This is a genomic window from Roseococcus sp. SDR (assembly GCF_019083995.1).
Taxonomy (GTDB): Bacteria; Pseudomonadota; Alphaproteobacteria; order Acetobacterales; family Acetobacteraceae; genus Roseococcus.
On the sequence record NZ_JAHRCU010000004.1, the window covers coordinates 34943 to 54147 of the forward strand.

A 19205-nucleotide genomic window follows, 5' to 3' on the forward strand; every position below is an offset into this window, starting at 1 on the left:
GGCGGCGCGGGCGAAGTGTTCAGGCGGTGACGGGAGGGGCGCGGGTCGCGTAGGGCGGCGCGCGGGCCGGCGGGCGCAGCGTGCCGCTGGAGGAAGGGGCCCAGGCGATGGTCTCGCCGAGCCAGGCGGGGACGGAAAGCTGCGGCGGCGCGGGCAGGTCCACGCCGGGCAATCCATGACAGGCCGGGCAGAATCCATTTTCGGCGGCCGGCGCGTGATCGGCCATCGGTTCGCCATTCGCGTCCAGGCGGATGCTGCGCATCCCATCCGGCGAGCAAATCTCGACGATCAGGCCACCGGCCGCGCCCATGCCGCGCAGGCAATGCGCCACCGCGACGCCCGACTGCAACAGCAGCACGGCCGCAAGGAGGCGGATCAGCAGGGAACGCAGGGTTGCCACATGGGAGGGTTTAGGCCCGCCCGACGAAAGGCTCAAGCCGCCAGGTCGTACTCCACCTCGGGCGTATAGACCGCCGCTTCCTTCCCAAGCTGGGAGGAGAAGAGGACAAAGCGCTCCACCATCACCGGCTCGGTCCGGAAAAGGTTGTGCGCCTGGATGAAGCCGGCGAGCTTGGGCAGCGGGGCACCATCGGTCCGCGCGAGCGTCACATGCGGCGCGAAACGCTTGCGCTCGGCCGGCAGGCCGGAGCGTTGCAGCGCGGTCTCGATCTTGGACTGCAGGTGGGCGAGCCCGGGCGTGCGTTCGGCCACCGCGTGCAGGGATTGCACCCGCCCGCCCTTCTCGAAGGTGCCAAGCCCCGAGAGGCTGAGCGGAAAGGGCTTGGCGCGGATGCCGGCCAGCGCCAGGTCCAGTTCCTCAGCCAGATGCCCCGGCACCTCGCCGATGAAACGCAGCGTCAGGTGGTAGTTCTCGGGGCGGACCCAGCGGACCCCGGGAAGGCCGCCGCTGAGCGATGCGAGGCGATCCTTCATGTCCTCTGGAAGCTCGAGAGCGACGAAGAGACGCATGGGCCAAGCCCCCTTCCCGGATTCGCCCCTCTATCCTGCCGGGGAAGCCGCCACGCGGTCCAGCAGTTGTTCGGTGGGTGGCAGCATGTGGCGGATCATCACCGCAACGCCGGCCGGATTGGGGTGGATGCCATCCGCCTGGTTCAGCGCGCGCTCGCCGGCCACGCCCTCCAGGAAGAAGGGCACGAAGATCACCTGGGGGCGCCTGGCCGCGGCCTCGGTGAAGACGGCATGGAAGGCGCGCCCGTAATCGGCGCCGAGATTGGGCGGCGCATGCATGCCGGCAAGCAGTGTCGGGATGCGCCGCGCCTCGAGGCGCGAGAGGATGCTCTCCAGCGCCTCGGCCATGCGAGCCGGCGGCAGGCCACGCAGCCCGTCATTGCCGCCAAGGGCCACCATCGCCGCCTGGGGCCGGTCCGCCATGGCCCAGTCGAGCCGGGCCGCACCGCCCGACATGGTGTCGCCCGAGACGCCACCATCCAGCACGCGCACCTGCCGGCCGCGCGCGACCAGCGCCGCCTGGAGCTGCGGCACGAAGCCCTCCCCGCGCGGCAGGCCATAGCCCGCGGTCAGTGAATCGCCGAGCGCCAGCAGCCGCACCGGGGCGACAGCTTGAGCGGAAGCGGCTGTCGCAAAAAGCAACAGGCCCTTTTGCAGCGCAGCGCGCCGCCCATATGCGACCATCATGGACAATGCCCTGAATTCCCCTGTCACGCCCCTCATCTCGGCACGCGACCTCACCTTCGAAGTGGGGGGCTCGGCCGGGCGGGTCAACATCCTGAAGGGGGTGAGCCTTGAGATCGGCGAGGGCGAGGCGGTCGGCATCATCGGCCCCTCGGGCTCGGGCAAGACCTCGCTGCTCATGCTGCTGGCTGGGTTGGAACGCGCGACGGCCGGGCATCTGACGGTCGCCGGGCGCGAACTGGGCCGCCTCAGCGAGGATGAGCTCGCCCGCTTCCGGCGCGAGGAGGTGGGCATCGTCTTCCAGTCCTTCCACCTCGTCCCCACCATGACGGCGCTGGAGAATGTGGCGATCCCGCTGGAATTCGCGGGCGATGAGCATGCCTTCACCCGGGCCGAGGCGGCGCTGAAGTCGGTCGGGCTCGGTCATCGCCTGAACCATTATCCGGGCCAGCTTTCGGGCGGCGAGCAGCAGCGCGTCGCCGTGGCCCGCGCCTTCGTCGCCCTGCCCCGCGTGATCCTGGCCGATGAGCCGACCGGCAATCTCGACCGCGCGACGGGCCTCGCGGTGATGGACCTGCTCTTCGACCTGCGGGCCAAATACGGCACCACGCTCATCCTCATCACCCATGACCCGGCGCTGGCCGCGCGCTGCGAGCGGCAGATCCGCATCGAGGATGGGCGCATCACGGACGACACCGCCGCCTTGGCGATCGCCGCCGAATGAGGAACCTCGCCCTTGGCCTGAAGCTGGCGCGGCGCGAATTGCGCGGCGGCGTGAAGGGGCTGCGCATCGTGCTGGCCTGCCTCGCGCTCGGTGTCGCCGCCATCGCCGCCGTCGGCACGCTCCGGGCCGGCATCAATGCGGGGCTGCAGGCCGATGGCGCCCGCATCCTGGGAGGCGATCTCGAGATCCGCGCGGGCTATGAGCCGGCGGGCAGCGAGGCGCTCGACTGGGTGCGCGCCCGCGGCGGCGTGATCAGCGAGGTCGCGCTGCTCCGTGCCATGCTGATCGCCCCCAATGGCGAGCGCACGCTGGTGGAGCTCAAGGCCGCCGATGGCCGCTACCCGCTCTATGGCAGCCTGACGCTCGATCCCGCCCAGCCGCTGCAAGGCCCCATGCTGGTGGCCGAGCCCTCGGTGGCCGAGCGCCTGGGCCTCGCGCCCGGTGACGAGGTGCGCCTGGGCGAAGCCCGGCTGCGCTTCGCCGGCCGCATCGCCGAGGAGCCCGATCGGGTGGCCACGCCCACCGTCTTCGGCCCGCGCGCCATCATCCCGCTCGATCAACTGCGCGCCACCGGCCTTGCCCAGCCCGGCAGCATGATCACCCATGAATATCGCATCCGCCTGCCGCAGGGGGTCTCCGCCCGCGCCTTCGGCGAGGAACTGCGGGCCGCCTTCCCCTCCGCCCCCTGGCGCATCCGCCGGGCGGACCAGGCAGAGCCGGGGGTGAACCGCTTCCTCGACCGCGCCGCCTCCTTCCTGACGCTGGCGGGCCTCACGGCGCTTCTGGTGGGCGGCATCGGGGTGGCCACGGGCGTGCGCGCCTGGCTGGATGCGCGCAGCCGCACCATCGCGACTCTGCGCTGCATGGGGGCCCCGACAGCGGCGATCTTCTCGGCCTATCTGTTTCAGGTTCTGGCGTTGGCGGCACTCGGCATCGTGATCGGCCTCGCCGCGGGCTGGGGGCTGACCGCCCTGGCCGCCTGGGCGCTGGGCAGCACCCTGCCCGTCCCGGCGCGGATCGGCCTTTACCCCGCGCCGCTGGCCCTGGCCGCGCTTTATGGTGTGCTGACGGCGCTGACCTTCGCCCTCTGGCCGCTCGGCCGGGCCGGGCGCATCCCCGGCGCGGCGCTGTTCCGCGACGTGCTGGGGGCCGGCGGCTTCTGGCCCGGCTGGGGCGTGGGCCTCGCCAATGCCCTGGCCGCCGCGGCGCTCGTCACGCTGGTGATCGTCACGGCCGAGCAGCGCTTCTTCGCCATTGCCTTTTGTGCCGGCGCGGCCGCGGCCATGCTGCTGTTCCGCCTGGGTGCCTGGGCGCTCATGGCCGGCGCGCGCGCGCTTTCCGGCATCCGTCGCCCGGCCTGGCGCCTCGGCCTCGCCAATCTGCACCGGCCGGGGGCGCCCACGCCGATCATGCTGGTGGCGCTGGGCTTGGGCCTCACCACGCTCGCCGCCATCGCGCAGATCCAGGGGAACCTGGCCTCCGCCATCGGCAGCGAAATGCCGGCCCGCGCGCCCAATTTCTTCTTCATCGACATCCAGCCCGACCAGGTGGCCCGCTTCGATGCCCTGGCCCGCGAGACGCCCGGCGTGGACGAGGTGCGCCGCGTGCCCAGCCTGCGCGCCCGCATCTCGGCCGTGAACGGCGTGCCGGCCGAGCAGGTGCGCACCACGCCCGAGACCGCCTGGGCGCTGCGCGGCGATCGCGGCCTGACCTACAGCGCGACCCCGCCGCCCGGCACCCGCGTGGTGGAAGGCGCCTGGTGGGCCGCGGATCACGACGGCCCGACCCTGGTCTCCTTCGATGCGAACCTGGCGCGCGGCTGGGGGATCGGGCTGGGCGACACGATCACCGTGAACGTGCTGGGCCGCGACATCGACCTGAAGATCGCGAACCTCCGCAACGTCGAGTGGCGGTCCCTCGGCATGAACTTCACGCTCATCGCCTCCCCCGGCCTGCTTTCGGCCGCGCCACACACCCATATCGCGACGGTCCGGGGCGATCCTGCGCAGGATCAGAGCCTGCTGCGGCGCATCACGGACGCGCTCCCCAATGTCTCGGGCATCCGCGTGCGCGAAGCGCTGGAGCAGGTGGGCATCCTGCTCGGCCGCATCGGCACGGCGCTGACGGCCGTGGGTTCCATCACGCTGATGGCCGGCGCCCTGGTGCTGGCGGGCGCCGTCGCCGCGGGCCAGCAGCGCCGCATCCGCGAGGCGGTTCTGCTGAAGACGGTCGGCGCCACGCGCGGGCAGATCCTGCGCGCCTTCCTGGTCGAGTTCGGCGTGCTGGGCGGCTTCGCGGGCGTGCTGGCGGCGCTGGCCGGCACGGCTGCTGCCTGGGGCGTGGTCGTCGGCATCATGCGCCAGGAATGGGTTTTCCTGCCCGGCACCTTGGCGCTGACGGTGGCGGGGTGCATGCTTCTCGTGCTCGCCTTCGGTTATGCCGGCACCGCCATGGCGCTCCGGGTCCGCCCCGCCCCCTTGCTGCGGAACGATTGACCGGGTGCCCGATTTGGATTGAAGTTGATTACAGAAGTTCCATATCCTATCCATCCGGGGCGAAACCCCCGACTCTCGTCCTTCTGGAGGAATTGATCTCATGGCACTGCAACCCGAATCGCGCTGGACCCAGCCGCTGGGCGGCCAGCAAGGCTGGGGCCGCACCGCGGGCGTGGACGCCGCCGCGATCGACGCCGGTCTGCGCGCCTATATGCTCCGCGTCTACAACTGGATGGCCTCCGGCCTGCTGGTGACGGCGATCGTCGCCTATCTGGTGGCCAATACCGGCCTGTCGGAGCTGTTCTTCACCGTCGTCCGCACGCCGCGTGGCCTCGCCACCGCGCCGACCATCCTCGGCTATGTCGCGATGTTCGCGCCGCTCGCCTTCATCCTGGTCCTCTCCTTCGGCATCAACCGGATGAGCAAGACGACCGCGCAGGCGCTGTTCTGGGCCTTCTGCGGCGTGATGGGCGCCAGCATGGCGAACATCTTCGTGATCTACACGGGTGCGTCCATCGCCAGCACCTTCTTCATCACCTCGGCCACCTTCGCCTCGATGAGCCTGATCGGCTACACGACGAAGCGCGATCTGACGAAGATGGGCAGCTTCATGCTGATGGGCCTGATCGGCATCATCCTGGCCTCGCTGGTCAACATCTTCCTGGCCTCCTCGGCGCTGGCCTTCGCCATCTCGGTGCTCGGCGTGATCATCTTCTGCGGTCTCACCGCCTATGACACGCAGCGCATCAAGAACGACTACATCGAGTATTCCTACGCCGAGGGCACGGAAGAGGCCGGCAAGCGCAGCGTGATGGACGCGCTGGGCCTCTACCTGAACTTCATCAACCTGTTCCAGCTGCTGCTCTCCTTCATGGGGAACCGCAACCAGGGCTGAACCGGCCAAAAGCCGCAGCCCAGCGAACCCGGCGGAGCGATCCGCCGGGTTTTTTCTTGCCCGCCGCCCTCAATGCGCGGCGGATTGCGAGAAGAGATTGATCACCGCGACGCCGGCGACGATCAGGCCGATCCCGAGCAGCGCCGGCAGGTCCAGCGCCTGGTCGAACCAAAGCCAGCCGGCCGCCGAGATCAGCACGATGCCCAAGCCGGACCAGACGGCTTAGGCGATCCCCATCGGGATGGTGGCGAGCGTCAGCGACAGGAAATAGAAGGCAACGCCATAGCCGAGCAGCACAAGGCCCGAGGGCAGCGCCAGCGTGAAACCCTGGGAGGCCCGCAAGGCCAGCGTACCGATGACCTCCGCGAGGATGGCGACCAGCAGGTACAGCCAGTTCATGGCGGGACCTCAGTCCCGCGTGCAGGGCAGAACCTTGTAACCGGCACCCTCGATGGCACGAACGGCGCTGGCACGGTCCACCGCCGTCTCGGCGCTCACCAGCCCGTCGGCGAGGTCCACCCGGACCCGCGCATGCGTATCGAGCGCCTGGATCGCCTGGGTGACCGTCTGCACGCAATGGCCGCAGGTCAGGCCACTGACCTTCATCTCAAGCACTGGCATCGACCTTCCCTTCCATGTGGTCCAGGATGGGGCATTCGGGCCGCCCATTCCCCTGGCAGGATTGCGCCAGATGCCGGAGCGAATCAGCGACGGCCTTGAGGGAGCGTGCCTTTTCCTCCAGCGCATCGACATGACCGAGGGCGATGCGTCGCACCTCGGCCGATTGCCGCCCGTCATTCTGCCAGAGCGCGAGCAGCCGCTTCACTTCGGAGAGGGGGAAGGCCAGGTCCCGCGCGTGCCGGATGAAGCGCAAGACGGCCACATTCTGCTCGGTGTAGCTACGATAGTTGTTGGCCCGCCTGAGCGGCGTGATGAGCCCGAGCGTCTCGTAATGCCGGATCATCTTGGCACTGACGCCGCTCGCCGCGGCCGCTTCGCCGATGTTCATGTCTTTTTCTCCCTCATTCCACCCGTCGGGCGCCACCGCGCCAGCAACAGGGCATTCCCAAGCACCGACACGGAGGAGGCGGCCATCGCCGCCCCTGCCAATGCCGGTGACAATCCGCCCAGCGCCGCGAGCGGCAGGCCCGCGGCGTTGTAGGCAAAGGCCCAGAACAGGTTCTGCCGGATCTTGCCGCGCGTCCGCCGCATCAACTCCAGCGCCTGGGGCACCAGCGCGGGGTCGCCCCGCAGCAGCGTGACCCCGGCGGCCGCCATGGCCGCATCCGTGCCTGTTCCCATGGCGATCCCGAGATCGGCGGCGGCGAGTGCCGGCGCGTCGTTCACGCCGTCGCCCACCATCGCCACCCGCTCGCCCGCCTCACGCCAGGCGGCGATGCGGGCGGACTTGCCGGCCGGCAGCAGCCCGGCCTCCACCTCGGCGAGCCCGAGCCGCGCGGCCAGCGCCCCGGCCGCGGCCGGGCTGTCGCCGGAGAGCACGGTCACGCCCAGCCCCATGGCGGACAATGCCGCCACCGCCTCGGCCGAGTGCGGCTTCACCTGATCCTCGAAGGACAACAGGGCCAGCACGCGGCCCTCCTCGATCAGCCAGGCCAGCGTCCGCCCCTGCGCGGACTCCGCCTCGGCCGCCGCCGCGAGCCGTGCATCCGGCGCGGCGCCCGCTTCCCGCAGCATCCGGGGCGAGCCGAGGCTGAGTTGCCGCCCTGCCACCTCGCCCTGCACGCCGCGCCCGGGCAGCGCCCGAAAGCCTTTGACCGGCGCGGTCGCCGCGCCATGCGCGGTGAGCACGGCGCGTGCCAGGGGATGCTCGCTGCCCGTCTGCAGAGCGGCCGCCAGCGCCAGCATGCCCGGCTCAACCTCATACAGTCTCGCCAGAACCGGCCGGCCTTCGGTCAGCGTGCCCGTCTTGTCGAAGGCGACGCGGGTGATGCCGGCCGCGCGCTCGATCGCCTCGGCGTCGCGCACCAGGATTCCGGCCCGCGCGGCAGCCCCCGTGCCCGCCATGATCGCGGCCGGCGTGGCGAGCCCCAGAGCGCAGGGGCAGGCGATGACCAGCACCGCCACCGCATGCATGATGGAGGCCTCCAGCCCCGCGCCACTCATCCACCAGCCGCCGAAGGCGAGCAGCGCGATGCCGATCACCACCGGCACGAAGACGGCCGAAATCCGGTCCACCAGCTTCTGGATCGGCGCCCGGCTGGCCTGCGCGGCCGAGACCAGCGCCGCCACTCGGGCCAGCACCGTCTCCTCGCCGATGGCGGTCACGCGCATGACAAGGCAGCCGTCCAGCACCACGGTCCCGGTGGAGAGCAAGGCGCCCGGCGCCTTGGCCACGGCCTGGCTCTCACCCGTGAGCGCGCTCTCATCAAGCCCAGCCTCACCCTCGGTCACCACGCCATCGGCCGGCACGCGTTCGCCCGGGCGGATGACAACGAGGTCCTCCAGCTTGAGAAGTGCGGCCGGCACCTCCCGCTCCTGCCCGGCATCGAGCCGCATGGCGGTCCGGGGCTTCAGGTCGAGGAGCGCGCGGATGGCACCTGCGGTGGCCTGCTTCGCCCGCGATTCCAGATGCTTGCCGAGCAGAACGAAGAAGATGACGAGGGCCGAACCCTCGAAATAGAGGTGGTGATGCCCACCCAGAAGCTGCCAGACGGAGAGCGCATAGGCGGCGGTGGTACCGAGTGCGACCAGCAGGTCCATGTTGCCGGTCCGTGCCCGGAGCGCGCCGAGCGCGCCCCGGTAGAAGCGCGCGCCCAGGACGAATTGCAGGGGGGTGGCCAGTGCCAGCTGCCACCAGCCACCCGGCATCCAGTCCTGGCCCAGCGCCATGCCGAGCATGCCGATCAGGAAGGGCGCCGCCAGGAGCCCGGCCAAAGCCAGCTCGAGCGTCGCTCGCGGGACGCGGGTCTCGGTGGTCTCCGCCGTGACGCCATAGCCCGCACGGCCCAGCGCCGCCTCGAGCGAGTCCATCGGGGTGCCCGCCAGCACCTGCAGCGTCGCGCGCTCGCTGGCCAGGTTCACGGCGACGGCCAGCACGCCGGGCACCGCCTGCAGCGCCCGCTCCACCCGGCCGACGCAGGAGGCGCAGCTCATTCCGGTCACCTGCAGCTCGATCACCTGCTCCCGCAGCGCATAGCCCGCGCCCCGCACGGCGGCGTCGAGCGTGGGAAGCGCGGCGGTCCCCTGCACCTGGGCCGATTCGGAGGCGAGGTTGACCTCCACGCCGGCGACGCCGGGCACGGCCTCCAGCGCGCGCGACACGCGGCCGACGCAGGAGGCGCAGCTCATGCCCTCGATGGGCAGGGTGAGGCGCGGAAGGGGCGTGTGACGGTCCATCATGACTCCGAAGTGGCGATTGCCATCGTGGCAGGGTCAAGGGGAGAAGACCTTGCGCTGGCGCAAACCGATGGGCACATCGCGTTCCATGCGCAGCCTCCTCTTCCCCCTCGCATCCATCCTCGCGCTGGCGGCCCTCGGGCCTTGGCCCGCGCGGGCGCAGAACCCGGCCGAGCCGCCCGGTTTCCGGGTGGTGAACCGGACCGGAACCGATGCCACGGCCCTCTATGCCGTGCGCAGCCCGCGCGGCGGCCAGGGTGACTGGGGCGGCAATTTCCTGCGCCCTGACCGCCCCCTGACCGATGGCGGGGGCTTCCGCGTGACGCCGAATGCGGATGCCGGCTGCCGCTTCGACCTGCGCCTTGTGCTGGGTGACGGGCGGGAGGCGGTGCTGCGGGATCAGGACATCTGCGTGAACCGCAACATCGACCTTGCCAGTGCCAGCCGGCCGTCAGCGCCCGCCGCCGCGCGCCCGCAGCCCATGGCGGGGCCCGCGAGCCGCGAGACGCCGCTCGCGCAGCCCAACCAGCAGGCACGCCAGGTCTCGACCGGTACGGGCTTCCTGATCGCCAATGAGCGGGTGATGACGAACCATCACGTCATCGACAATTGCAACCGCGTCCTGCTGCGGACCCCCTCCGGCCATTGGCTGGCAGCCGCGCCGCCAGCGCGGATGGACGCGCAGCTCGACATCGCGGTGCTGAACGTGCCGGGCCTGGTGGGGCCCACCCTCGCCTTCCGCAACGCGCCCGCAGTGCGCCGTGGCGAGGGCGTCGTCGCCTACGGCTTCCCCCTGGCCGGCCTGCTCAGCTCCGACCCCAAGCTGACGCGCGGCGAGGTGAACGGGCTGCGCGGCATCGGCGACAATCCGAACCAGTACCAGATCAGCGCCGAGGTCCAGCCGGGCAATTCCGGCGGGCCGCTGGTGGACATGCAGGGCCATGTGGTGGGCGTGGTCGTCTCCAAGCTCAATGCGCAGGCGGTCAGCCGCCGCACCGGCGACATCGCGCAGAATGTGAACTTCGCGATCCAGGGCCAGGCGGCGCTGGCCTTCGCCCGCCGCGCCGGGGTGGAGCCGCGTGTCGCCGAAAGCAGCGGCCCCGACCGCGCGACCGCTGATGTGGGCGAGATTGCGCATCGCAGCACGCTCTTCATCCGCTGCGAGAAATAGGGCCCCCTCGCGGAGTTGGGCGGGCTTGGCTAGTCTCACCCTGACCCCGAGGGAGAGATCCGCATGCAACGCCGCGTCCTGCTCGCCGCCCCCGCCTTGGCCGCGCCGCTGATCCCGGTGCAAGGCGAGGCGCAGACCGCGCGCATCGTCACCGAGGAGTTCATGGTTCCGGCCAGCGATGCCGGCATCGAGCTCTTCGTGCGCAACAAGCGCCTGGAGAGCATGACGAGCTTCTCGCCCGGGCGCACCATCATCATGGTGCATGGCGCGACCTATCCCGCGCACACGGCCTTCGATCTGCCTTTGGGCGGCCTTTCCTGGATGGACTACATCGCCGGGCGCGGTTTCGACGTCTGGTGCATGGACATCCGCGGCTATGGCCGCAGCACCCGCCCGCCCGAGATGTCGCAGCCGCCCGAGGCCAATCCGCCGCTGGTGCGCGGGGAAACCGCGGTGGCCGACATCATGAGCGTCTCCAACTTCGTGCGCGGCCGGCGCTCCATCCCGAAATGCGTGCATTTCGGCTATTCCTGGGGCACCGCGCTGATGGGCCGCTTCGCCGCCGACAACCCGGCGGTGGTCGAGCGCCTCGTGCTCTACGCGCCGATCTGGAACCGGCAGACGCCCTCGCTGGTGGACCAGGGTGGGACCATCGGCGCCTATCGCTTCGTGACGCAGGAACAGGCGCGCGCGCGCCGTGGCGCCGGCGTGCCCGAGGCGCATCGTGCCGGCCTCGTGCCGCCCGGCTGGTTCGAGCATTGGGCCGGCGTCACCTGGGCGACGGACCCCGAGGGGCTGCGCCGCAACCCGCCCGCGCTGCGTGCGCCGAACGGCGTGGTGGCGGATGGCCGCGAATACTGGTCCGCCGGACGCCCCTATTACGACCCCGCGAAGATCACCGCCCCCACCCTGCTCGTCCTCGGCGAATGGGACCAGGACACGCCGCCCTACATGGCGCAGACGCTCTTCCCGCTGCTCACCGCCTCGCCCGGCAAGCGCCTGGTGCTGCTGGGCGAAGGGACGCATGGCATGTGGATGGAGCGCAACCGGGGTGCCCTGTTCCAGGCCGTCCAGGTCTTTCTTGAGGAAGCCGCAGCGTGAGCTCTTTTCCGTCCAACCCCACCATCTGCTTCGCCCATGTGGCCTATCGCTGTGGCGAGCGCTTCGCGGCGCGCGGCGCCCCCTTCCCACATTTCGAGGTGCGCAGCCTGGACGAACTCCAGGCCCGCATCCCCGAGGCGGATGTGCTGGTGGTCAGCGGCTTCTGGCGCAACACCCTGCCCACGCTGACCAACCGCCTGAAGTTCGTACAGTCGCTCTCGGCCGGCACGGACCAGTATGACCGGCCGACCTTCAAGGAACATGGCATCGCGCTCGCCTCGGCCGCTGGCGGCAATGCGGCCGCGGTGAGCGAGCATGCGGTGAGCCTCATGCTCGGCATCACGCGCAAGCTCTTCATCGCCCGCGATGACCAGCACAAGAAATTCTGGTCCGGCATGAAGGGCGACTTCACCCAGCGTGAGGATGAGCTGAACGGCAAGACCGCCGTCGTCATCGGCATGGGCGCGATCGGCAAGCGGGTGATCCGCGTGCTGAAGGCGCTGGACATGACCGTGATCGGCGTGCGCGCCAACCCGGCCTCCGGTGCCGAGGGCGCCGATGAGGTGCATGCGACCTCGGCCCTGCCGCAGATCCTGCCGCGCGCGGATTTCGTGGTGCTGGTCTGCCCGCTGACGCCGGAGACGACGGGGCTGATCAATGGCGCGGCCTTGGCCGCGATGAAGCCCACCGCCTATCTGATCAATTGCGCGCGCGGGAAGGTGGCGGATGAAGCGGCGCTGATCGAGGCGCTGCAGAACCGTACCATCCGCGGCGCGGGCCTCGATGTGATGGCGACCGAGCCGCTGCCGCCCGAGAGCCCGCTCTGGACGCTGCCCAACGCGTTCCTCACGCCGCACACGGCGGGCGAAACCTGTTCCTATGAGGATAATGTGCTCGACCTGATGATGGAGAACATCAAGCGCCTCCAGGCCGGCCGCAGCGACCTCGTGAACCGGGTCGTCTGAATGATCATCCTCTCCCCCCGCTGGCTCTGGTGCGCCGAGACCGGATTGCGGGAGGGGGCGCATCTCATCATCCAGGGCGACCGCATCGCCGACGTGGTGAACGAGCGGCCGACCCTCGATGCCGAGCGCATCGAGGTGCCGGATGGCCTGCTCACGCCCGGGCTGATCAATCTGCACAATCACGCCTTCTCGGCGCCGCTGTTCCGGGGCCTGGCGGATGACATCCAGCCGGGCGACCTGCCCGGCCATATCCTGTTCTCGCTGCTGATGCCGCTGGGTGACCTCGTCTCCGAGATCATGTCGGCCGAGGCCATCGGCGATGCGGTGGAGATGGCGCTGCTGGAATGCCTGATGACGGGCACGACGGCGATGCTCGATATCTGGCGCCCACAGCAGCATGAGTTCGTGCCACGCGCGACGGGCCTCGGTCTGCGCAGCTGGTCCTGCCCCTACCTGTTCACCCAGCCCAACCTCGCCATGGATGAGGCGGGCAAGCCGGTCTGGCGCGGCGCGGATGCGAGCGAGGCGAGCTTCGACTTCGTGATGCGCCTGCACGCCGAGCGCCACCAGGGGCCCGACGGCCTCGCCTCCATCGGCTTCGGGCCGCATGGGCCGGACAGCAATTCGCCCGCGCTGCTGCGCCGGATCGACGCGGCGGCGCGGGAATTGGGCGCCATCGTCTCCATCCATTGCGCGCAGAACCCGATGGAGATCGCCGCCGTCCAGGCCGCGCATGGCAAGGGGAGCGTGGCGCATATCGCAGATTGCGGGCTGCTGCGGCCGGGCGTCATCCTGGGCCATGCGATGTTCGCGACCGATGAGGAAATCGCGATGGTGCGCGATGCGGGGGCGACCATCGCCTCCTGCCCGCTCGGCTTCGCGCGCTCGGGCCGCGGCGTGCCGCTGGCGCGCTTCCTGCAGGCGGGCGTGCGCCTTGGCATCGGCACGGATGGCGTGACGCTCGACATGGTGGATGAGCTGCGTGCGGCCGCCGTGCTGGCCAAGACGCAATCGGGCGTGGCCGGCCTGGGCAGCGCCGAGCGCCTGCTGACGGCGGCCACGCGCGATGCGGCGGATGCGCTGCAACGGCCGGATCTGGGCCGGCTGACGCCGGGCTCGCGGGCGGATCTGGTGATCTTCGACCTCTCCCGGCCGCGCTACCAGCCGGTCTGGAGCCCGCTGCGATCCCTGCTCACCAATGGCCAGGGCAGCGATGCGCATACCGTGATCACGGCCGGCGTGCCGCGCGTGCGGGACCGGCAATTGCTGCGCGGCGATGCGCCCGCGGTCGTGAAGCGCGGCCGTGCGGCCATCGAGGCGGTCTGGGCGGAAGCGGCGCGGCGGGGCGCCATCCCGGCGAAGCTGGCCGCGCAGAGGGAATTCGCATGAAGCGGCGCGGCCTGATCCTCGCGGGTCTCGCGGCCCCCAGCCTGGCCCAAGCGCAGCGCCGCACGCTGCGCGTGATCGTCCCCTTCCCGCCCGGCGGCGCGGTGGACAGCCTGGGCCGCATCCTGGCCGACCGGCTGACGCCGATCCTCGAGCAGAGTGTGATCGTCGAAAATCGCGTGGGCGCGGGCGGCGTGGTGGGCGCCGATACGGTCGCGAAATCCACGCCGGATGGCAGCACCATCGGCATCGTGGGCGCGGCCAGCATCCTCGCCGCCCCCCTGCTGCAGGCTTCCATGCCCTTCGACGCCATGCGCGACCTGCTGCCGGTCACGCAGATCACCGACGCCGCCGTGCTCTGCGTGGTGAATGCCGAGACGGCGCGGCGCGAGAATTGGCGCAGCCTCTCGGAAATGCTCGCCACCGCCCGCGCGCGGCCCGGCGCCATCCGCATGGGCACCACGGGGGTGGCCACCGTCTCGCATCTGGCGCTTTCGGCCATGGCCTCCGGCGCGGGCGTGGAGTTCCTGCATGTGCCCTATCGCGGCGGTGCCGAGGCGGTGCAGGCGGTCCTCGCCGGCGAGGTGGATGGCGTCTGCGACCTGCCGCCCACCCTCACGCCGCAGGTCGCGGCGGGGCGCTTGCTGGCACTCAGCGTGAGTTCTCGGGCGCGGCTGCAATTCCTGCCGGACGTGCCGTCCTTCGGCGAGGTGCCCGCCCTTTCCCGCTTCGACATCCGCAGCTGGAACATGATCATGCTGGCTGCGGGCACGCCCGAGGCCGAGCGCCAGCGCCTCTTTGCGGCGCTGACCCGCATCGGCCGCGACGACGCCTTCCGCGCGGCGCTCCGCCCGCTCTCCTATGACGCCGTGGTCTCCGACAGCCCGGAGGCGGCGCAAGGCTTCATCGCCGAGGAAGCGCCACGCTGGCGCGAGTTGGTGCGACTTTCCGGGGCACGAGTGCATTGAGCATGACGACAGACCAGACCATCGCCGCTATCCGCGCCCATGGCGGCTATCGGAAGGCTTGCGAGGTGATGCGCGCCGAGCATGAGCGCACGGTCGCCGACATCATCACGCTCACCGAGATCCCCGCGCCGCCCTTCGCCGAGGAGAAGCGCGCCGCCGCCTATCTCGAGATGCTGCGCGCCCATGGGCTGGAGGAGTGCACCCAGGACGAAGTCGGCAATGTGATGGGCCTGCGCCGGGGCTTCGGCAATGGCGACATCCTCGTCGTCGCCGCCCATCTCGACACTGTCTTTCCCGCCGGCACCGATGTGCGCGTGCGGCGCGAGGGCACGAAGCTCTTCGCACCCGGCGTTGGCGATGACACGCGCAGCCTTGCCGTGAACCTCGCCTTCCTGCGCGCCATGGATGCGGCGGGGCTGCGCACGCGGCACGATATCCTCTTCGTGGGCGATGTGGGCGAGGAAGGCCTGGGTGATCTGCGCGGCATCCGTCACCTCTTTGCCCACCACCCGAAGCGCGAGCGCATCCGCGCCTTCCTCACGGTAGACAGCCCCGATGTGGACCGCATCGTGACGGGCGGCATCGGCTCGCGCCGCTTCCGCGTCACCTTCCGCGGCCCCGGCGGGCACAGCTATGCCGCCTTCGGCATGGTGAACCCGGTGTATGCGATGGCCGATGCCGCCCGTGCGCTCGCCGCCATCCAGGTCCCGCGCGAGCCGGTGACGACGCATTGCGTGAGCGTGGTCTCGGGCGGCACCTCGATCAACGCCATCCCCGAGACGGTGACGATGGAGGTGGACCTCCGCTCCGCCAGCGCCGAGCAACTGGCGCGGCTGGAGAAGCAGTTCCTGGCCGGCGTGCACGCCGCCGTCGCTGCCGAGAACGTGGCCCGCACGGGCGAGATCACGGTGGAGCTGGTGCCGGTGGGCGACCGCCCGGCCGGGCACACCCCCAATGGCTCGCCCATCGCGCGGCTCGCTTCGGCCGCCGTCGCGGCGGAGGGCTACCAGCCCAGTTTCGAATGGTCCTCCACCGACGCCAATATCCCGATGAGCCTCGGCATCCCCGCCTTGCGCATCGGCTCGGGCGGCACCGGCGGGCGGGCGCATTCGCTGGAAGAATGGATCGACGTGGAGATCGAGAACTCGCTGCGCGGCATGCGCGCGAGCCTCGCCACCATCCTCGCGATCGCCGAGATGGAGATGGCGGAATAACCGCCACCCGGGAGGAACACATGACCCTGCAACGCCGTACGCTTCTCGCCGCAAGTCTCGCGGCCCCCACCCTGGCGCAGGCCCAGATCGAATGGCGGCCGACGCGGCCCATCACCTTCATCCTGCCTTTCGCCGCGGGCTCTGGCACGGATGCCGTGGCCCGCGTGCTGGCGCAGATGCTGGGCGCCGAACTGGGCGTGCCCATTACGGTAGACAACCGCGCGGGCGCGAACGGGACCATCGCCGCCGCGGCTGCGATGCGCGCGGCCCCCGATGGCCACACGCTCTTCGTCACCACCAACACGACGCATGGCGCCAACACCTGGCTGCTGCGGCGCCTGGACTATGACCCCGTCGCCGATTTCACGCCCATCTCGCGCCTCGGGCAGTATGTCTTCTGGCTGACCATCGGCGCCGATGTGCCGGCGCGCAACTTCCAGGAATTCATCGCCCTCGCCCGGGCGCGGCCCGGGCAGATCAGCTACGCCAGCGGCAATGGCACGGGCATCGTGGCGGGGGCCACCATCGCGCGCCTCGCGGGTGTGGAGATGCTGCATGTGCCGTATCGCTCCACGCCGCCGGCGCTGACCGATGTGCTGGCCGGGCGCGTGACCTCCATCGTCGTGGACCTCACCCCCACGCTCGGCCATGTGCGCGACGGACGACTGCGCGCGCTGGGGCAGACCAACAACCGCCGCTCCGCCCTCATCCCCGATGTGCCGACGCTGGATGAGGTGGGGCTCACGGGCTTCGACCTGCAAAGCTTCGCCGCCCTCTTCGGCCCGGCGCGCATGCCGCCCGAGGTGGTGGCGACGCTCTCCGCCGCCATGCAGCGCATCGGCGCCCGCCCGGAATATCGCACCCGCATGGCCGAGCTCGGCTTCGACGGATTCACCTCCACGCCCGAGGAACTGAGCCGCTTCGTCATCGAGCAGATCGCCGCCTGGGGCGAGATGATCCGCGGCGCCGGGATCGAACCGGAATAGGATGCCCCGCCGGCGCCGCAAGACCGGCCTTCTGGGCCGCTTGGTGCTGGGGCTGCTGCTCCTACTGCTGGCCGTGCCGGCGGGCCTCTTCGGCGTCGTCTGGTGGACGCTGCCGCCGGATGCGGAGGAGCTGCGTATCGAGGGCCTGACCGCCCCCACGCGCATCACGCTGGACGCGCAGGGCATCCCGCGCGTCCATGCCGCGACCGAGCGCGATGCGGCCATCGCCATGGGCTATCTGCACGCGCGCGACCGCCTCTTCCAGATGGAGATGATGCGGCGCGGCGCCGAAGGCCGCCTCGCCGAGGTCGCCGGCAGCGGCATGCTGCGGCTCGACCGCTTCAGCCGCACGCTCGGGCTGAAACAGGCCGCTGAGGCCGATTTCGCGGCGCTGGACGCCGAGACGCGCGGCCTGCTCGAGGCCTATGCGGCCGGTGTGAACGCGCTGATCGCGGATCGTGGGCGTTTCGCCGCGCCGGAATTCCTTGCCCTTGGCCCGCCCGAACCCTGGCAGCCGCAGCACTCCCTGCTCTGGGCCAAGGTGATGGGCCTCTGGCTCTCGGGCAATTGGCGCGCAGAACTGGAGCGCGCGCGCCTCGCCGCCCGGCTGCCGGCCGAGCGCCTCTGGGAGCTTTGGCCCGCCGATCGCAGCGCCGGGCGGCCCGATGTGGCGGCGCTTGACGGGATGGAGCGCATCCTCGCGGCCATTCCCGTCTTCGGCGAGGATGCCCCCCTTCCCCGATCCGCCTCCAATGCCTGGGCGGTGGCCGGTTCGCGCAGCGCCTCGGGCGCGCCGCTGCTCGCCTCCGATCCGCATCTCGGCTACGGCGCGCCGATCCTCTGGTATCTGGCACGCATCGAATTGGCCGATGGGCGCATCCTCTCGGGCGCCACGGCGCCGGGCACGCCGCTCATCATCATCGGCCGCAACGCCGATCTCGCCTGGGGCTTCACCACAACCCATTCCGACACGCAGGACGTCTTCCTCGAGACGCCGGCCGATATCCGCCGCACCCGCACCGAGACCATCCTGGTGCGCGGCGGGGAGCCCGTGACGCTGACGGTCCGCGAGACGGCCAATGGCCCCGTCATCTCAGACCTGGACGAGACGCCGCGCCTGGATGGCCGGCTGCTCAGCGTGCGCATGGCCAATCTGGAACCGCGCGACACCTCGGCGCAGGGCTTTCTGCTGCTGAACCGCGCGCGCAGCATCGCCGAGGCGCGGGCGGCCGCGGCGCTCATCGCCTCGCCCCCACAGAACCTGATGGTGGCGGACCGGGCGGGCGGCATCGCCATGTATCTCACGGGCCGGACGCCGATCCGCGCCAGCGGCGATGGCAGCCTGCCCGTGCCGGGCAACCAGCCCTGGCGCGGTTTCGTGCCCTTCGACGACCTGCCGCATGTGGAGAATCCGGCGAGCGGCATCCTCGTCAACGCCAACAACCGCGTGAGCCCCGAGGGGCACCCGGTGCACCTCTCGCGCGAATGGTACGGCGACTGGCGCTTCCGCCGCATCCATGACCGGCTCGCGGCCGAACCGGTGAACGGCCCTGCCGAATTCGCGGCCATCCAGATGGACACACTCTCGCTCCTGGCAAAGGAAAGCCTGCCCTTCCTCAACAGCCTGCCGCGTGGAACCGGCCCGCTCGGCCAGGCGCAGGCGCTTCTGGCGGAATGGGATGGCGAGATGGCGCCGGGCCTGCCGCAGCCATTGATCTGGAACGCCTTCGCGCGCCGGCTGCCCGTGCTGGCCCTGCGCCAGGCGCGCGTGCCCGAGGCGCGCGGCACGCCGGAATTCCTGCGCTTCCTGCTGACCGCGCCCGAGGCCGGCTGGTGGTGCGGCGGCGATTGCCGCGCCATGGCGGCGCTGGCGCTCGCCGAATCCGTCGCCGAACTCGGCAGCGCCCATGGGCAGGACCCCACGCAATGGCGCTGGGGCCAGGCGCATCAGGCGCGCTTCGAGCACCCGCTGCTGCGTTTCATCCCCGGCGTGAACCGGCTCATCGGCCTCAGCGTGCCCGTGGGCGGCGATGGCGAGACGGTGCAGCGCCAATCCATCCGCGCCGGCGGCGCCGATCCCTACCAGGCCATGCATGGCGCGGGGCTGCGCTTCGTGGCCGATCTCGGCGCGCCGGATGCGAGCTTCGGCATCATCGCCACCGGCCAATCGGGCCACCCCCTCTCCCGCCATTGGGGTGACCTGCTGGAGACCTGGCGCACAGGCGGCATGTTGCGCCTGGGCCGCGAGGCCGCGCAGGTCACCGCCTCCATCCGCCTTGCTCCGTAGGTT

General features: G+C 70.9%; 17 protein-coding genes and 1 pseudogene. 11 read left to right on the forward strand and 7 right to left on the reverse strand.

Annotated features, from left to right (window positions below):
- Positions 1-19: 19 nt before the first annotated feature.
- Genes KTR66_RS06000 through KTR66_RS06010 form a run of 3 tightly spaced genes read right to left on the reverse strand, consistent with a single transcriptional unit; the run spans position 20 to position 1569 of the window.
- The gene (locus KTR66_RS06000; protein WP_213611425.1) at positions 20-400 is read right to left on the reverse strand and encodes a DUF2946 family protein; all 381 of its coding nucleotides are present in this window, start codon (positions 398-400) and stop codon (positions 20-22) included.
- Positions 401-432: 32 nt separating this feature from the next.
- A complete protein-coding gene (gene thpR, locus KTR66_RS06005; RefSeq protein ID WP_213611427.1) occupies positions 433-969 on the reverse strand; it encodes an RNA 2',3'-cyclic phosphodiesterase in 537 nt (178 codons plus the stop codon).
- A 30-nt stretch (positions 970-999) separates the two neighbouring features.
- A complete protein-coding gene (locus KTR66_RS06010; protein WP_371819040.1) occupies positions 1000-1569 on the reverse strand; it encodes an arylesterase in 570 nt (189 codons plus the stop codon).
- An 85-nt stretch (positions 1570-1654) separates the two neighbouring features.
- Here KTR66_RS06010 and KTR66_RS06015 point away from each other — a divergent pair, with 85 nt between their 5' ends.
- From KTR66_RS06015 to KTR66_RS06025, 3 genes are all read left to right on the forward strand, one after another.
- Positions 1655-2377, forward strand: a complete 723-nt coding sequence (locus tag KTR66_RS06015) for an ABC transporter ATP-binding protein (RefSeq protein WP_213611429.1) — start codon at positions 1655-1657, stop codon at positions 2375-2377.
- Positions 2374-4872, forward strand: coding sequence for an ABC transporter permease (locus KTR66_RS06020; RefSeq protein WP_213611431.1), 2499 nt, complete (start codon positions 2374-2376; stop codon positions 4870-4872). Before KTR66_RS06015 ends, KTR66_RS06020 begins: the two co-directional genes overlap by 4 nt.
- A 100-nt stretch (positions 4873-4972) precedes the next feature.
- Positions 4973-5767 (forward strand): Bax inhibitor-1/YccA family protein, encoded by a 795-nt coding sequence (locus KTR66_RS06025; RefSeq protein ID WP_213611434.1) that lies wholly within the window; start codon positions 4973-4975, stop codon positions 5765-5767.
- Between the two features lie 69 nt (positions 5768-5836).
- On the opposite strand, the pseudogene KTR66_RS06030 reads toward KTR66_RS06025, so the two are convergent.
- The 4 genes and pseudogenes from KTR66_RS06030 to KTR66_RS06045 all read right to left on the reverse strand — a co-directional run bounded on the left by KTR66_RS06030 (position 5837) and on the right by KTR66_RS06045 (position 9127).
- A pseudogene (locus tag KTR66_RS06030) lies at positions 5837-6166 on the reverse strand (DMT family transporter).
- Between the two features lie 9 nt (positions 6167-6175).
- Positions 6176-6388 (reverse strand): heavy-metal-associated domain-containing protein, encoded by a 213-nt coding sequence (locus KTR66_RS06035; RefSeq protein WP_249731891.1) that lies wholly within the window; start codon positions 6386-6388, stop codon positions 6176-6178.
- Positions 6375-6776 carry a MerR family transcriptional regulator gene (locus KTR66_RS06040; RefSeq protein WP_213611436.1) on the reverse strand — a complete coding sequence of 134 codons (402 nt, stop codon included), beginning with the start codon at positions 6774-6776 and terminating at the stop codon, positions 6375-6377. Before KTR66_RS06040 ends, KTR66_RS06035 begins: the two co-directional genes overlap by 14 nt.
- Entirely contained in the window at positions 6773-9127 is a 2355-nt protein-coding gene (locus tag KTR66_RS06045) for a heavy metal translocating P-type ATPase (protein ID WP_371819041.1), read from the reverse strand. The genes KTR66_RS06040 and KTR66_RS06045 overlap by 4 nt, the downstream gene beginning before the upstream one ends.
- A gap of 85 nt (positions 9128-9212) precedes the next feature.
- On the opposite strand from KTR66_RS06045, the gene KTR66_RS06050 reads away from it, so the two are divergent.
- From KTR66_RS06050 to KTR66_RS06085, 8 genes are all read left to right on the forward strand, one after another.
- Positions 9213-10295: a trypsin-like peptidase domain-containing protein gene (locus KTR66_RS06050; protein WP_213611438.1), complete on the forward strand. Its 1083-nt coding sequence runs from the start codon at positions 9213-9215 to the stop codon at positions 10293-10295.
- A gap of 63 nt (positions 10296-10358) precedes the next feature.
- The gene (locus KTR66_RS06055) at positions 10359-11396 is read left to right on the forward strand and encodes an alpha/beta hydrolase (RefSeq protein WP_213611440.1); all 1038 of its coding nucleotides are present in this window, start codon (positions 10359-10361) and stop codon (positions 11394-11396) included.
- Positions 11393-12361, forward strand: a complete 969-nt coding sequence (locus tag KTR66_RS06060; protein ID WP_213611442.1) for a D-2-hydroxyacid dehydrogenase — start codon at positions 11393-11395, stop codon at positions 12359-12361. Before KTR66_RS06055 ends, KTR66_RS06060 begins: the two co-directional genes overlap by 4 nt.
- Complete coding sequence (locus tag KTR66_RS06065) at positions 12362-13750, forward strand: amidohydrolase family protein (protein WP_213611444.1); 1389 nt, start codon at positions 12362-12364, stop codon at positions 13748-13750.
- On the forward strand, positions 13747-14715 hold the full coding sequence (locus KTR66_RS06070; RefSeq protein ID WP_213611446.1) for a tripartite tricarboxylate transporter substrate binding protein: 969 nt from the start codon (positions 13747-13749) through the stop codon (positions 14713-14715). The genes KTR66_RS06065 and KTR66_RS06070 overlap by 4 nt, the downstream gene beginning before the upstream one ends.
- Positions 14716-14717: 2 nt before the next feature.
- Positions 14718-15929 carry a M20/M25/M40 family metallo-hydrolase gene (locus tag KTR66_RS06075; RefSeq protein WP_213611448.1) on the forward strand — a complete coding sequence of 404 codons (1212 nt, stop codon included), beginning with the start codon at positions 14718-14720 and terminating at the stop codon, positions 15927-15929.
- Between the two features lie 20 nt (positions 15930-15949).
- A complete protein-coding gene (locus tag KTR66_RS06080; protein WP_213611450.1) occupies positions 15950-16915 on the forward strand; it encodes a tripartite tricarboxylate transporter substrate binding protein in 966 nt (321 codons plus the stop codon).
- Position 16916: 1 nt separating this feature from the next.
- The gene (locus KTR66_RS06085) at positions 16917-19202 is read left to right on the forward strand and encodes a penicillin acylase family protein (RefSeq protein ID WP_213611452.1); all 2286 of its coding nucleotides are present in this window, start codon (positions 16917-16919) and stop codon (positions 19200-19202) included.
- Positions 19203-19205: the final 3 nt, after the last annotated feature.